The sequence below is a fragment of the Allobaculum fili genome (assembly GCF_020969955.1).
Classification (GTDB): domain Bacteria; phylum Bacillota_I; class Bacilli_A; order Erysipelotrichales; family Erysipelotrichaceae; genus Allobaculum; species Allobaculum fili.
In genome coordinates this window covers 15,657-31,201 of record NZ_JAHDSX010000028.1, presented here as the reverse complement: position 1 = coordinate 31,201, position 15,545 = coordinate 15,657, and the positions used below count along the sequence as shown (strand labels likewise).

Sequence of the window (15,545 nt, the reverse complement as noted above, 5' to 3'; positions counted from 1 at the left end):
AGAAGGAAGAGCTGATACCAGAAAGAAGAAGTGACAGATTTGAAAACCGAAAAGTCATCAGGATGATTTTTTCAACAGGTAGAAAATCATCCTTTTCGTCATGCCTGAGACGCAAAATATAAGAAATAACAACGCTCATGAACAGGGTATACGATTTTTATCCCTCCTTAACTTAATGACATTGGAGGCCTCATATTTGAACAGACAAAATTGAATGTGATTTACAAGTACTGGTAATTCTTTATAAAGCACCCGCAAAAGCAAGGCAAGCGGGTGGTCTCTTCCTAACATATATGGAATAAAAACAGGATTCCAAAAGCTCTGACCAGAATCTGTGCGCCGTTTTGCAGAACGATGGCTTGTCAAAACGCGCTGATCCTTTGAACTTTGGATATTTTCATTATACCTGATGTTCTTAAAGAATCATGAATCACTCCGTTTGCGTATAAGGGACATATCCTCAATTCTGTTTAGAAAATCCGGACAGTTATTTAGAAATGCGACAATATTCGATCGAATGCCGATGTATTCCCGATTTTTGCCGAAGAGTTTTCTTTTCCCTTCCCGCTTCTGTAAGGGCATTCTTATTGGGCGTTTACAGACACCTTCCTCTGTTCAGATCCCTAATTTAGCCAAATCCATAAAGCAAGTTTTCAAAGCATTTCGCTCCCTGACTTACTCGAATTCCGGGGCTTCGGCATACGTGAAACCTTTCGAAATCCTATGCCGATTGTCTGGGACTTATTTTTACAGACAGGAAAGATGCTTGAAAACGCGCACAGAAAAACGCGTAACCAAAGTCCTGCACTCCACCACACAAAAAACCTCTGGATTGTTTTCAAAATCCAGAGGTTCGTTTTTTCATAAAGATTGGGTTAGGTAAGGCTTATTTCACCATGCCCATGGGCTCATCCTTGAAGATGCGCTCATCCATGAGCTTGAGATCTTCCGCGATCGCCGGTTTGAATTCCATCTGATCGAGAATATCTTTCTGCAGGTCAACGCCAGGAGCGATTTCGACGAGGGTGAATACGCCGTCCTTCAATTCAAATACGGCACGTTCAGTAACGTAAAGAACTTTCTGTCCGGCTTTCTTTGCAAATTCAGAAGAGAACGTAACTTGTTCTACGCTGTCCTTGAATTTCTTGATGCGTCCTTCGTTGACAATTTCCAGCTTGCCGTCGCCAATTTTTTCTTTCAGACCGCCGGCAGTGAATGTACCGCAGAAGACAACGACCGGAGTGGACTGGGTGATGTTAATGAATCCGCCGCAGCCCGCGATTCTTGGACCAAAACGGGAAACGTTGATGTTTCCGGTTTTGTCGCATTCCGCCAGACCGAGGAAAGCCTGATCGAGTCCGCCGCCGTCATAGAAGTCAAACATGGCTGGCGAATCGATGGTGCATTCCGGGTTGGTGCAGGCGCCAAAGCCTACGCCGCTGGCTGGTACGCCGCCGATGTTTCCGGCTTCGACGGTCATTTTCAGACCAGGGAGGCCTTCTTCGTTGGCGACATTGGCGATGCCTTCCGGAATACCGATACCCAGGTTCACGATCGCGTTTGGCGTAAGTTCCATTGCCGCACGACGGCTGATAACTTTACGCGCGTTCAGCGGCATGGGTTCCAGGGCATCCAGAGGACGCTTGATCTGTCCGGAGAATTCCGGTTTATACGGATCAAGATAGCTCTGCCAGTGGTTTGCCGGAGTGCCTTTTACGATGTAGTCCACCAGAATTCCAGGTACTTTGACATCTTTTGGATTGAGCGTTCCGTTCGCGACTACGTCTTCGACCTGAGCGATGACGATACCGCCGGTATTTTTAACGGCTTCAGCCATAGCCAGCGCTTCCAGGAAGGCAGCTTCTTTTTCCATGGTCATATTACCGTTTTCATCCGCATAAGTTCCGCGAATGACACCGACATTGATCTTCTTGAACGATTTGTAGCGGAGATATTCTTCTCCGTCGATAACCATCAGTTCAACGAGATCGTCCTTGGTGACATCGTTCATTTTGCCGCCCTGCAGACGCGGGTCGACAAACGTGTTCAGACCGATTTTGGTAATTACGCCTGGACGGTTGCCGGCGATTTCACGAAGAAGCTGTGCCAGCGTACCGATCGGCAGGTTCCAGGCCTGAACCTTATTTTCCGTAACGAGTTTCTGCAGGGCAGGAACCAGGTTCCAGTGTCCGCCGACGATGGAACGAAGCAGTCCATCGTGTGCCAGATGGTTCATGCCCAGCGCGTCGGTTCCGTCACCGACGTTTGTCGGGAAAAGAAGATCAAGATCTCTTGGATGCCCGGTTTCGAGGAAGCGTTTTTCAATGGCATACGTTACTTCCTGCGGATGGCACATGCCAATAAATCCGCTCATGACAATGCGGTCGCCGTCTTTAACGAGATCCGCTGCCTGAGCTGGAGTAATAACTTTCGACATTGAATGTCCTCCTGACTACTTGTTCTGGAACTGTTTGTCTTTGACTTTGTTAAGGAAGCAGTCCATGCCGTATTTCTGGTCTTCGGTTGCGAAGCATCCGGAGAATTTTTCTACTTCGGTCTGGATGCCTTCATCCATCGTTTCGTTGAGACCTTCGTTGATCGCTGCTTTAGACGCAGCAACGGCTTTTGGAGCGTTTTTCGCGATGCCGTTTGCCATCTTCATAGCAGCTGCCATGAGTTCTTCGGCTGGATATACAGCGTTTACCAGACCAATTTCGAGGGCTTTCGGCGCTTTGATGTTACGAGCGGTGTAGATGATTTCCTTAGCGATGCCGACAGGAACGATGCGAGCCAGACGCTGGGTTCCGCCAAAGCCCGGAGTGATGCCCAGGCCGACTTCCGGCTGACCAAATACAGCGGTATCAGCAGCAAGACGGATGTCGCAGGCCATAGCCAGCTCGTTTCCGCCGCCGAGTGCGAAGCCGTTAACGGCAGCGATCACTGGTTTTTCCATGGTTTCGATCATGCGGAAGACTTTGTTTCCGAAGGCGCCGTATTCAGCAGCTTCTTCTACGGTTTTGTCTTTCATTTCGGCGATGTCTGCGCCGGCAACGAACGATTTGTTTCCAGCACCGGTAATAACAACGGCACGGATTTCGTCATCGTTTTTAACGTCGTTTACTGCAGCTTCGAGATCCTGCAGAACTTCAGTGGAAAGAGCATTGAGCGCTTTCGGGTTATTGATGGTGATCAGAGCAACGTTTCCGTTTTTCTCGAGAAGTACTTTATCCATGATTGATCCTTTCTTCACGGCTCAGTATTCGAAAACAGGACAGTCTGAAAACAGATCCATACCTGTGAAACCGTCTGCAAAAATTTGAAAGAGAAAAACTGCGCGGCTTCAGGCCGAATAATTTGAGCGAGTATATGGTTTACGGTAAAATTTGAACCCTGTAATGCGGGGATTACAGAGAAAGAAAAGGTAAAGAAAGGGGGAAACGAACGTCTCCCCCTTTGATGACAAAGCGCTTATTTCTTGTAGTTGTAGAAGCCTTCGCCGGTTTTGCGGCCAAGTTTGCCAGCGCGAACCATCTTCTTGAGAAGAGTTGTCGGACGGTACTTGGGATCGCCGGTTTCGTCATAGAGAACGTTCATGATAGCCAGAACGACATCCAGACCGATCAGGTCGCCAAGAGCCAGAGGTCCCATGGGGTGGTTGGCACCAAGCTGCATAGCGGTATCGATATCTTCAACAGAAGCGAGGCCTTCCTGAAGAATGCCGGTAGCTTCATTGATCATCGGGATCAGAATGCGGTTAACAACGAATCCAGGTCCTTCTTTAACTTCAACCGGTGTTTTGCCAATTTCTTTGGCTGTAGCGATAACTTCGTCTTTTACTTCTTCTGGAGTGTTGGCGCCAGAGATAACTTCTACGAGTTTCATGCGGTCAGCCGGGTTGAAGAAATGCATGCCGATTACCGGATGCTTGATTCCGTTAGCGATTTCTGTGATGGACAGAGAAGAAGTGTTCGTAGCGAAGATGGCATCGTCTTTAACGATTTCATCGAGCTTTGAGAATACGTCTTTTTTCAGAGCCATCTGTTCGAGAGCAGCTTCAACAATCAGATCGCAGTCAGCGAGATCTTCGTAAACGCCGGCAGCCAGGTTGGCTTTTGCAGCTTCAGCAGCTTCCGGAGTGATTTTGCCTTTGGCAACGAGTTTGTCCTTGCCAGCGCAGATTTTGTTGATGCCGTTTTCGGCCCATTCTTTTTTAACGTCAACGACGGTAACTTTATTGCCGGCAGATGCAAATGCGTTTGCAATGCCCTGCCCCATGGTTCCAGCGCCAACTACACCAATTTTTTTCATGTTTTTTACTCTCCTTGATCAGGGACGGTCATCGATCGCCGTCCGATAATGAGAACAAAGACGACAGGCTCCCAGGCCATAACGGCCGGGGAGTTTCTGTGTCTGAAATTTCTGAGGGTGCGGATGATCCGAAAAGATGAATCCGTACGTCATATAAAGAGCGAAGCAGATCCATGCGGTACGAACGTACCGTATGGAGAAGAGAAAGGTTTATTACTTCGCAGCTTTGATCGCTTTGATTTCTTCAATCAGAACCGGCAGAACGGATTCAACGGTTCCAACATAGCCCTGGTTGGCAATTTTGAAGATTTCTGCTTCCGGGTCACGGTTGATCGCGATGATGTAATCGGATTTTTCCATGCCCGCTACATGCTGAACGGCACCGGAGATACCGCAGGCAATGTAAAGGTTAGGACGAACGGTTTTACCAGTCTGACCAACCTGTCTTTCTTTAGCCAGGAAGCCGTCTTCAACAGCAGCACGGGTTCCGGCAACTTCACCGCCGAGCAGTTTTGCGAGTTCTTCGCAAAGAGGCAGAGCGCCTTCAGCACCACGGCCAACGCCAACGAGGATATCGCATTTGGTGATATCTACACCGGCAGCTTCTTTTGGTTCGATGCCTTCTACAACAACTGCAGCTTCTGTGTCGTTCCATTCTGGAGTGAATTCAACGACTTCGCCCTTGCGGGAAGTATCTGGTTTTGCCATGTCGAATACTTTCGGACGGATGGTCGCCATCTGCGGACGGGTATTCGGGCAAACGATTGTACCGAACAGGTTACCGCCGAATGTAGGACGGGTAACGAGCAGGAGAGCGTCATCATCCGGGATCTGACGAGCAGCAGCGCCGCCGCCGAGGGTGATGTTCTTTCCAATTTCAATACCGGTAGCGTCAGCGGTCAGACCTGCGTTGATACGTGCAGCAACACGCGGTGCAAGGTCGCGGCCGAGAACGGTAGCGCCGGTCAGCAGAGACGAAGGTTTGAATTTTTCAATAACCTGAGTCAGAGCGTCTGTGTAGAACTGAGTAGAGTAGTCTTTCAGCTTCGGATCATCGACAACGATAACTTCATCAGCACCGTGAGCGATGACGTCAGCTGCTTTGTCTTTTACGTTTTCGCCAAGGAGAACGCCGACTACTTTGTAGCCAAGTTCCGGAGAAGCATCAACGAGTTCACGAGCTTTGTTAATCAGTTCGTAGCCGACTTCCGCAGGCTGGGAATTTTTCTGTTCTACAAATACGTAAATATCTTTGTAATCTGGAAATGTAGCCATGACAATCCTTTCTACTTCTTGATCAGCTGTTTCTCGTTGAGAGTTTCAGCGATTTTCTTACCTGTTTCTTCAGCGGACAGGTTGAAGGTTTCCGTTTCAGCCGTTACATCCTTTGTGAATGTGCGGTAAACCTGGGTCGGAGATCCGGCCAGACCGATCTGGCTGAGCGGAAGATCTGCAGCGAGATCATCGTAAGTCATGATGACAACCGGCTTGTTGAAGGAATCAACAATGTCGTTGCAGTTCATGTAGCGAGGCTTGTTCATGCCGGAAAGCGTAGTGATTACAGCCGGCAGTTTAACAGCGACGATCTGTTCTTCATCTTCGAGAGATTTTCTTACGCGAACATGATCCGGAGCAACTTCGAGAATTTCATCTACATAAGTTACCTGGGGCAGGTTCAGACGTTCAGCGGTCTGCGGACCAACCTGAGCGGTATCGCCGTCAATCGCCTGACGTCCGGCAATGATCAGGTCATAGCCGATTTTGTCGAGCGCAGCAGCAAGGGTGCGGCTGGTTGCGCAGGTATCTGCACCGCCAAGACGACGGTCAGTCAGAAGGTACGCTTTGTCAGCGCCGCGGGCGATGGCTTCCTGGAGCATCCCGGCAGCCTGAGGTGGACCCATGGAGAGGACTTCAACGACTACATCGTCCGATTTGTCTTTCAGAGCAAGAGCTGCTTCCAGACCGGCGAGGTCATCGGGGTTGATGATGGAAGGTACGCCGTCACGAACGAGGGTTCCGGTTTTCTTGTCGACTGTAATTTCGGTTGAGTCAGGTACCTGTTTAGCTAATACAACAATTTTCATAGTATCCCGTTTTCCTTTCCACTAGCGAAGCGCTGCGCCGGAGATAACCATGCGCTGAACTTCGGATGTTCCTTCGTAGATCTCAGTAATCTTGGCATCGCGGAACATTCTTTCAACTGGCAGATCGCGGGTATAGCCGTAGCCGCCCATCAGCTGGATGCACTTTGTGGTAACTTCCATAGCTGTTTCTGCAGCAAAGAGCTTGGCTTCAGCAGCCAGTACGGAATAAGGTTTGCCTTCTTCTTTGGCCATAGCTGCGCGGTAAACGAGCATCTTGGCTGCATCAATGCGAGTCTGCATGTCAGCAATGACAAACTGTGTGTTCTGGAATTTAGCGATCGGACGTCCGAACTGCTTCCTTTCCTTAACGTATTTAATGGTTTCTTCGAGAGCACCCTCGGCAATGCCAAGAGCCTGCGCTGCGATACCAATACGTCCGCCGTCGAGTGTGGACATGGCAACTTTGAAGCCTTTTCCTTCACCGCCCAGAAGGTTTTCCTTAGGAATGCGAACGTTGTTGAAGATCAGCTCGGAAGTCGCGGAACCGCGGATACCGAGTTTCTTTTCGTGCTGTCCAATGGTGAAGCCCGGAGTATCCTTTTCAACGATGAAAGCGGAAATACCCTTGTTTCCCTTGGACTTATCGGTCATGGCAAAAATGATATAGACATCAGCTTCGCCAGCGTTGGTGATAAAGATCTTTGTTCCGTTGAGAACGTATTCGTCTCCGACCAGAACGGCGGTTGTCTGCTGACCGGCAGCATCGGTACCGGCGTTTGGCTCGGTCAGACCGAATGCGCCAAGCTTTTCACCGGAAGCCAGCGGACGAAGGTATTTTTCCTTCTGTTCCGGCGTACCGTACTGAGCGATCGGCCAGGTACCCAGGGAGGTGTGTGCAGAGAGGACTACGCCTGTAGTAGCGCAGGTTTTGCTGAGTTCTTCGACTGCCAGAATGTAGGACAGATAATCGGCGCCAGCTCCTCCGTATTCCCGTGGATAAGGAATTCCAAGCATTTTTGCCTGACGAAGAATTTCAACGTTTTCTTTTGGAAAGCGTTCTTTTTCGTCGACATCAGCAGCATTGTCTTTGACTTCTGCCTGTGCAACTTCCCGGAACAACTTCTGCATCAGTTTCTGTTGTTCTGTTAAATTGAAATCCATAAAAATGAAGTTCTCCTTTCTCTTCAAATAGAACTTAGGATCCAGGACAAAGACGTACGAAAACGTACCCGTTCTTTGTACTAAGCACAATAATAGCCCTTTAATAGCCCTTTCCAAAGTACTGTCAATTTCAAATGTGAATACTTTCACACGTCAGCACAAAAGTGTGGGAGCTCTTCCGGTATTTAAAATCTGTCAATTCCTTTACATAAAAGGCCTACCTAAAGGGAATCAGACATGCCCTTGACCAGAATGGCCCGAAGCGGGCAAAATATACCCACATTTCTGCGGTCCACCTCCATGATATCGCTTTCATTTTGCATTTTGTTTATTAATTCAGAATTTAACCCGTTTTTTTCAATGTTTTCCGTTTCGCTCCATCCCACAATTTCGTATTTTCCATCCGATTCGAACAGCTTTCTTCTTCGAAAAGGAACGCCTCAAACGGTCAGGCTGCCTGACAAAACGCTGTATTTCGTTTTGCTTCGGTTCACTCACTCCCCTGTTCTTCTGGGAACACTTCTTACGGATTGCGCCTCCCGTTCACTCGCTGTCCTCATTCAGAATTGCTTCGCAGTGAAGAAAGCAGCCCATACAGCGTCCATATACAGACAGATCGGCTATAACAGATCACCAATATAAGATCGTCTATATAAAAGAGACTGGATCGGACTCTTCTCTATACGATGACTGACAGACCATACTCGTTTTCCGGATTCGCCGCGCCCGCAGGATCCGGTTTTCTTTTCCCTGTTTTGGGTTTGCGTGCCTCTATGCTTGCGTGCTCCTCTATATGGGAAAGCCATTTCGTGGATCAGCCCGTCAGGAAGTTGCGAGTTCTCTTTTCTTCTTCCGTTGCCGGGCATTCGAATCTGCCGGTCAATTTTCTGTTTCTCCTGGACATGATCCTGTATGTGATCTCACTCTTATACGGGAGTTCAGATCCAGTCGTTCCCTTTAAAGTGCCTGCTCGGAAAATCTTCTGAGAATTTGTGACATCTGGCTGAAATCCCTTTCGGTTCAGAGCGTCACCAGGCGGCTTTTCCCCTCTGGTCTGAGCGCTCGGTCAAAAATGATGGTTTAGAAACTGGGGCTCTCTGATAAGATAAAGACAGATTCAAACAGTCCGCACGTTTGTTTTCCTGCTCGATCCGGTCCTTTCGAAGGCCAAAAACAAGGCAATTCGGCTTTCTTTTTAAATTGAAAGCGGTTCACGATCTGGGAAGGCGAACAATCGCGTCGGAATCCGGGAAACTGTGATTTCTTTCACAAAACGGTTTGATATTCCTTCGCGGGTGGGCTAGTATGAAATCGCAAATCTCGTAAGAGTAGAAAGAGGTCATTCGTAATGAGTGAAAAAGCTTATATCGTTGGCGCAAAACGTACCGCCATCGGAACATTCATGGGCTCTCTGAAAAATGTAACCCCTGCTGATATGGGTGCTACCGTTCTGAAAGCAGCTCTTGAACAGGCAAATGTAAAACCAGAACAGGTTAACGAAGTAATCATCGGTAACGTAATTGGTGCCGGACTTGGCCAGAACATCGCACGTCACATTTCTATCGATGCTGGCATTCCTAACACAGTTCCGGCACATTCCATCAACATGGTTTGCGGCTCCGGTCTTGAAGCTGTAATCGAAGCAGCCATCCGTATTCGTGCTGGATGGGGAAGCATCTTCGTAGCCGGCGGTGTTGAAAACATGTCCGCTGCTCCTTATCTGATCTCCGGCAAAAACCGCCAGGGCGTTAAGATGGGCAACCAGACAGTTGTTGACTCCATGATTTACGATGCGCTGACAGATGCTATGAACAACGTTCACATGGGCGTAACCGCTGAAAACATTGCGAAGAAATACAACATCACCCGCGAACAGCAGGATGAATTCGCTTTCGCCAGCCAGGAAAAAGCACTTGCTGCTATCGCTGCTGGAAAATTCAAAGATGAAATCGTTCCAATCGAAGTTAAAGAACGCAAGAAAACCGTTATCTTCGATACCGACGAACATCCAAGAAAAACTTCCATGGAACTCCTTGCTAAACTGAAACCTTCCTTCATCAAAGACGGAACCGTTACAGCCGGCAACGCATCCGGAATCAACGACGGTGCTTCCATGTGTATCGTAGCCAGCGAATCCGCTGTAGCTGAAAACAACCTGAAACCAATCGCTGAAATCGTTGCTTTTGGTCAAGGCGGTGTTGATCCTCTGACAATGGGCCTTGGTCCTACCCCGGCTATCCTGCACGCTCTTGAAAATGCAGGCATGACTCTGGATCAGATGGAACTGATCGAACTGAACGAAGCCTTCGCTTCTCAGTCCCTTGGCGTAATCCACGAACTGGTTGAAAAGACTGGCATCGATCGCGAAGCTCTCATGTCCGTTACCAACGTAAACGGCGGCGCTATCGCTCTTGGTCACCCAGTAGGCGCTTCCGGAAACCGTATCCTCGTTTCCCTGATCTACGAAATGGCTAAACGTCACCTCACTTATGGTCTCGCTTCCCTCTGCATCGGCGGCGGCATGGGTGTTGCTGTAATCGTTAAAATGGTTTACTAAGAAGATCTGAATTCAAATCTTCAGCCGGATCCTGGATCCGGCTTTTTTCATGTCCTGTTTTCGTGAAAACAAAGGGTTTGCGGTTTCTCTTTCCCTTCGAAATTTCCAGGCACTTCAAAAGAAAAGCGTCAGACGATGTTCTCTTTTCCATCGTCTGACGCTCTGGAAAGTTTCCTGTGCAGGACTTTCCGATCCATCTGTTTCTCTTTATATAAAGTGATTCGTATCTTTGGCTGTCTGCTGTTTCGCCCTTTCCTTACAGACCTCCCGTTTTACGCCTGAAGACCAAAGCAGAGGCATCCGCTGCGATCGGCGTCATCCAGAATAACTGGATCGTAGCTGCAGTGGCTCATCGACCAGAGGGCATTCAGCCTGGAAACTTTCTGTGCATCTTCTGCAATCATTTCCTGACTGAGAATGCCGTCCTCTTCGGTTTCTCTGGCGTGATTCCAGCTTTTTTCCTGCAGGATGTGAAGTCGAAGTTCGCTTTCATTCCAGGATCCATACGTTGCCAGAATCGAGTTCAGAATACCCAGAACGTTTTTGGTCATTTTTGGTGCAGCAGGAATCCATCGGCCCGAATGGACTACGGTATGAGAGCAGTTCTCACAAAGAACGCCGTCATCGGTGCAGCGGAAGGTGCAGGGAACAAGACCTTCTCCAAAAATGCAGGTGCTTTCCCGTGTAGCAAGATACAGGAGGTTGTGAATTCTCTGTGCGCTGGGCAGTTCGCCTTCAGCGCTGCGAATGTTTTTAGCAAGGTAGCAGGCACAGTCGCAAACCTGAACGGAACGTGATTTCATATCAATAAAATAAACCGAAACACATCGAATTCCAATAATGCTGTGGAAATGTACCCGGTTTCCTGGCAAAGTTTAACGCGTCCTTAATGTAATGCGCTTTCACACAGGCTGTACATAAGCCATTTTCGAGTGCTCACGCAACAGGTTACGCAATTTTTTAATCCGTTTTGGATAAGCTTTTTCATCATTTTGATCATATCGATTCAATCTTCAGAAACATCGTGATTTTGCACGTCCGAGCGGGCTTGACTCCCCTTCTCTTATGCAGGCTCCCCTCTTCAATATATGGAAAAGACCAGCTCGATCGAATCCGATTTTGAGATCCGAAAGAACTGGTCTTTTTATAAAGCGGCTTGTAAAGCTCCTTTCTTCTATTTCATTTTGGACGGATTTCCTTCGGCCTTCGCATTGGATGGCAAGGATAGAAATCCAGCCGTCGGGTTTACTGAACGGATTTCAAATTGCTGAGCGCATTTACGGATGGAACTTTACGCAGAGCGAGCAGCGCCTGATTGAGCGTTTTGGCACTCTGATCAATTTCACTCTGTCTTTGCGGATTTTCCAGAACCGACCTGGCCTGTGTGCATTTTTCGTCAAAGTTCTGATCCTGATTTATATAGAGGCCGTTTAGAGCATCGGCTTTCTGGAGTGCCGCATCCAGAAGATCCGTGATGAGCGTCGGTTCCGGTTCTGGATCCGTTTCGCTGTACAGACCGTCTGTAATTTTCTGGGAATGGGTCTGATTCAGACATTCCGTCGAGAAAATCACATCGCGCATTTCGCCTTTAAAGCCGTTGATTACGGTCGTGATATTGCTCCCGTTGTAATAACCGCCAAGCGTCAGCTGATTCAGGCCGGCCAGCGTGGAGAAGAAGCCGGCATTGCCAGCTCCGGAAAAGGCCTGAACTTCCTTACCGTCGATATACCAGGTAAAGGTTCGATCCGGACCGGAAGTGCAGACGAGAACGACGTTATGCCACTGTCCATCGCCAAGATCTTCCGTGTTTCCATCGGCTCTGGTGTGGGCCAGATCCGGGCGCAGCGACAGCTTGCCCTGCAGCGGGCGAAGGGAAATCGAATGGCGATTCATTTGACCGCCGCCTGTCTGGATCAGGCTAGTCGTTGTACCCGCTTCTTTTCCATAGACAAGCGCCATGGAATCTGTTGCTGCATCCGTCTTAAAGCGGAAGAAGAGACTTCCTGCATTCATGGCTTTTACACTATCGGCCTGATCGGAAAGATCGATCAGTGTCTGACCGTCAAACGTCTGGCCAGAAAGGGCTTCGTAGACTTGGGCACTGGCTTTATAGGCCTCCATGCCGGTTTTCACTTCTCTGGCCTGGGATGTCTGTTCTTCTCCATCGTTCCAGCGCAGTTTGTAAAACCAGGTCTGATCCGGTTCAACTTGGTCTGTATACGATCCGGACTGTACGGTTTCGATTTCCGCATACGTTCCGTTTAAGGAAGACGAGCGAAGAATCGTGACGGATGCGTTTGTCGGATTTTCAAACTCGAGTACCGCCTGTGCATAGCCGCCTTCGGCTTTGGAGAATACGATATTCGCAGGCTCCGTCTTCGATGGAATTTCCACTGTGGCTGGCGTATACGTCGTAACGGTCGCATCGGTCGTCGCAATCTTCACGTTCACGACGGCGGATTTTCCTGCCGGAAGATTTGTAAAACGAAGGGTCGTCCTGTCGTCTGGACTCGCAATATCATATGTTTTCGTCCACGAAAAGCCGGCTGCTGTTACGGTAACTTCCGCTGTACCTGCCGTTTTTCCGGGATCGACCAGAGCGGTCAGATCCAGAGACAGTTCGCCAATCCCGGTCTGGCAGTCCGGCTGCCTGTCGGACTGCGTACTTTTCTGGTTCATCTTGTACTGCAGACGACAGATTGGACTGGACGTGTCGTAAATTCCCATGGCCCGGGTCAGATCATCAAACATGACTTTATGCCCGATTCCGTTGGGGTGGAGACCATCGCTGTTCAGATTACCGGTTCCGCCCTGATTGGCATTCGTCTGTCTGGCCATCGCCGCCTCCCAGGTTGTGGCATGATCGGCAAGAATATAGTTTTCTTCCTGGGCGACTTTTCGCACTTTGGCGATATACTGTTTCAGATTGCCGCGCCCGGAAGCTGTGGTGACGTTACAGGCCCGGAGAATGATTTCCACATCCGGATTCTGCTTTTTGATAGTGGCGAGATTTTCCTTAAGCTGCGCTTCGAACACGTCCGGTGTAATACCGGATGCCGCGCAGTCGTTCATTCCAAGCATGACGATCGCCACATCGGGAACATACGATTCGATGCGTGCTTTTTTATGGGGATCGCTCAGCGTATCCTGGGCAATCGCACCGCTCACGGCCGTATTGAGAATCAGATCGTCTGGTCGATTCAGTCCGTCCGGCGCGTGCATGTATTTATCAAAGAGCTGAACGATCGTATCGTAGCCGCGGGTATGACGGCATCCATGAGTAATGGAATCGCCATAGAAAATCCAGTTCAGCTTTTTGTCCGATTTCAATAAATCCCGAATCCGTTTCTGGGTATCGGAAAGTGCGGTTTCTTCGGGCAGCGTCGACTGACGTTTTAACGAGGCCTCTCCTTTCGAAATCGAATAAGCAGGCAGCTCCGCCGTTCCATCTTCCGAAATCAGGCGCAGCGTCCATGAGCCATCCTTTACAGGAAGCGAAACGGATGCGTTCGCCTGAACGGGTGTACTCAGCTCTACTTCCCCATTTTCCGCATGCAAAATCCAGTCGGATCCGCCAAGAACGTCGGACGAAGCGAGGGTTAGTTCAAGCGAAGCATTTTCAAACGAGGCCTGAAGGGCTTCCTTGCCATTGGCTAAATCATGGTAGGCGGGCTGATCCACGGGAATGCAGTCATCGAGGTTTCCGGCATTGTAGTCGCTGGTCGTCGACTGTCCTGTCACGTTTTCCAGAATTCTGGCGATTTCAAAATGACCATAGCCATTGAGCTGATCGTCTGCATTCAGGCAGGTCGATTTGAACGTATCGGTATTGGAATGCGTATACTGATCGACCACAAACACGTTCTGCGCATTTGGTTCGGCACCCAGATCCGCTGCAAAATGCGTCTGAATCAGATCAGCGATTTCTTTTGCGGCTGCATTTTTCTGGGCATCCTTGCAGGCGTGCGGCGTCTGAATCACCAGATAGCCGTTGGAAGGAATAGCGTTTTTCAGCGATGTCAGCGCCGTTTGATAGCTGTTTTTCCAGACATTTTTATCCGGTGCAGCCACATACTCCTGAATGTCTTCGATTCCAGCAGTGTAAACGATCGTTCTGGCGTGGAAAGCATTCTGGCTGTCCGGCAGTGCAGATACGGTATCCGAAAGCGTATTTCCCGTTTTACCCGCATTGGCGACAAAGTGCGAATGCCCTATTTTTAAAGGTTCGATAGCTGTGGACATCTGTCTGGGCTTTTCCCAGCGGGCGTATTCTTCAAAGTGATACACAAAACTGCGCAGGCCCTGTACATGCTCGTAATTGGCAGCAACTTCCTCTCCTCCGACAAACATCCACGTATTGCCGATTTCATCGAGCGAGAACATGTCTTTTTTAAACCGGCTCTGTTCAGCCGACGTGAGGGCATTGGCCTGGGCCGTCGTCAGCGCTTCAGAAGAGATTGCAACCTGAGAAATTTCTCCTTTAAACCCTTCATAGACCGTATCGGCTGGTTTGTAGCCGCCAATCTGCAGCTGGTCCGCATTCACAAGTCGGGTAAAAAGCCCTTTGAACGCTGCCTGGGAATAACTGAGAACGCTCACCCCATCCACGCTGACGCCAAACGTCGGATTGTCGGCGCGGCTGGTCAGAACGAGCGTGTGCCACTGACCATCTCCATAGCCGCTTCCGTTTGTCGCTTTGGCTCCTCCGGTCAGATCCGCACGAAGTTTATGCGTACCGTTTCGATAATCGAGGGCCAGATAGAAAATCTTGTCGGTTGAATACGAAGCGTTTGTATTGCTCATATCTTCCGGATTGGCACAATTGTGATACGTCAATAGATGGCGCAGCGCCGAATCGGTCGCGTTTTCCGATTTGAAGCGAATGTAAACGGATCCTTCTTCCAGATTTTTTATGGAACCGATCGAATCGCTCAGATCGACCACTCTGGTACCGTCAAATACCGATTCGCTTTCGTTCAGTGCTTTGTTCAGTACGCTCTGATGCAAATAGGCTTCCTTGCCCGTGGAAGCTTCGATGGGCGTGCTGCTGATTTTGCTGCCTTTTTGAAGCTTGTAAAAATACGTCGTTTCCGTCTGAACCATTGTATCGATCCAGATCGATTCTGTCGTTTCCCCGATGGAAACATACGAACCGTTTTCGCTGTCCGCACGCAAAATGGAATACGTATTCGTATCGTCTTCTGCCCGGTCGATCGCAATCTGTACCTGGGCATATCCGCCTTTGGCCTCAATTGCCGGAAGTGTTTCCTGCGCGGCCGGACGGGTATTCGTTTTTGTTTGTGTATGTACCGCCGACGGGATCGCTTCGGCCGCAAGAACCTGAGTCATGGACGATCCGAGGGCTGTGCAGCTCATGGAAAGCGCCAGCGCCAGGACTGAAAATTTCGTTCGAGCTGTTTTTCTGTTCATAGAAA

9 protein-coding genes are annotated in these 15,545 nt (G+C 49.3%); 1 reads left to right on the top strand and 8 read right to left on the bottom strand.

Annotated elements, in window-relative coordinates; all coding sequences use genetic code 11:
- Window positions 1-886 precede the first annotated feature (886 nt).
- The 6 genes from Afil_RS07215 to Afil_RS07190 all read right to left on the bottom strand — a co-directional run bounded on the left by Afil_RS07215 (window position 887) and on the right by Afil_RS07190 (window position 7,553).
- A complete protein-coding gene (locus Afil_RS07215; RefSeq protein WP_230267900.1) occupies window positions 887-2,437 on the bottom strand; it encodes an acyl CoA:acetate/3-ketoacid CoA transferase in 1,551 nt (516 codons plus the stop codon).
- A gap of 15 nt (window positions 2,438-2,452) precedes the next feature.
- Window positions 2,453-3,232 carry an enoyl-CoA hydratase-related protein gene (locus tag Afil_RS07210; RefSeq protein WP_230267899.1) on the bottom strand — a complete coding sequence of 260 codons (780 nt, stop codon included), beginning with the start codon at window positions 3,230-3,232 and terminating at the stop codon, window positions 2,453-2,455.
- Window positions 3,233-3,468: 236 nt separating this feature from the next.
- The gene (locus tag Afil_RS07205) at window positions 3,469-4,308 is read right to left on the bottom strand and encodes a 3-hydroxyacyl-CoA dehydrogenase NAD-binding domain-containing protein (RefSeq protein ID WP_230267898.1); all 840 of its coding nucleotides are present in this window, start codon (window positions 4,306-4,308) and stop codon (window positions 3,469-3,471) included.
- A 213-nt stretch (window positions 4,309-4,521) separates the two neighbouring features.
- The gene (locus tag Afil_RS07200; RefSeq protein WP_230267897.1) at window positions 4,522-5,583 is read right to left on the bottom strand and encodes an electron transfer flavoprotein subunit alpha/FixB family protein; all 1,062 of its coding nucleotides are present in this window, start codon (window positions 5,581-5,583) and stop codon (window positions 4,522-4,524) included.
- Window positions 5,584-5,594: 11 nt separating this feature from the next.
- The gene (locus tag Afil_RS07195) at window positions 5,595-6,392 is read right to left on the bottom strand and encodes an electron transfer flavoprotein subunit beta/FixA family protein (RefSeq protein ID WP_230267896.1); all 798 of its coding nucleotides are present in this window, start codon (window positions 6,390-6,392) and stop codon (window positions 5,595-5,597) included.
- Between the two features lie 21 nt (window positions 6,393-6,413).
- On the bottom strand, window positions 6,414-7,553 hold the full coding sequence (locus Afil_RS07190; protein WP_230267895.1) for an acyl-CoA dehydrogenase: 1,140 nt from the start codon (window positions 7,551-7,553) through the stop codon (window positions 6,414-6,416).
- A 1,348-nt stretch (window positions 7,554-8,901) separates the two neighbouring features.
- Here Afil_RS07190 and Afil_RS07185 point away from each other — a divergent pair.
- Complete coding sequence (locus Afil_RS07185) at window positions 8,902-10,110, top strand: acetyl-CoA C-acetyltransferase (RefSeq protein ID WP_230267894.1); 1,209 nt, start codon at window positions 8,902-8,904, stop codon at window positions 10,108-10,110.
- Between the two features lie 272 nt (window positions 10,111-10,382).
- On the opposite strand, the gene Afil_RS07180 is transcribed toward Afil_RS07185, so the two are convergent.
- Entirely contained in the window at window positions 10,383-10,913 is a 531-nt protein-coding gene (locus Afil_RS07180; RefSeq protein WP_230267893.1) for a hypothetical protein, read from the bottom strand.
- Between the two features lie 442 nt (window positions 10,914-11,355).
- A complete protein-coding gene (locus tag Afil_RS07175; protein ID WP_230267892.1) occupies window positions 11,356-15,540 on the bottom strand; it encodes a GDSL-type esterase/lipase family protein in 4,185 nt (1,394 codons plus the stop codon).
- Between the last annotated feature and the right edge of the window lie 5 nt (window positions 15,541-15,545).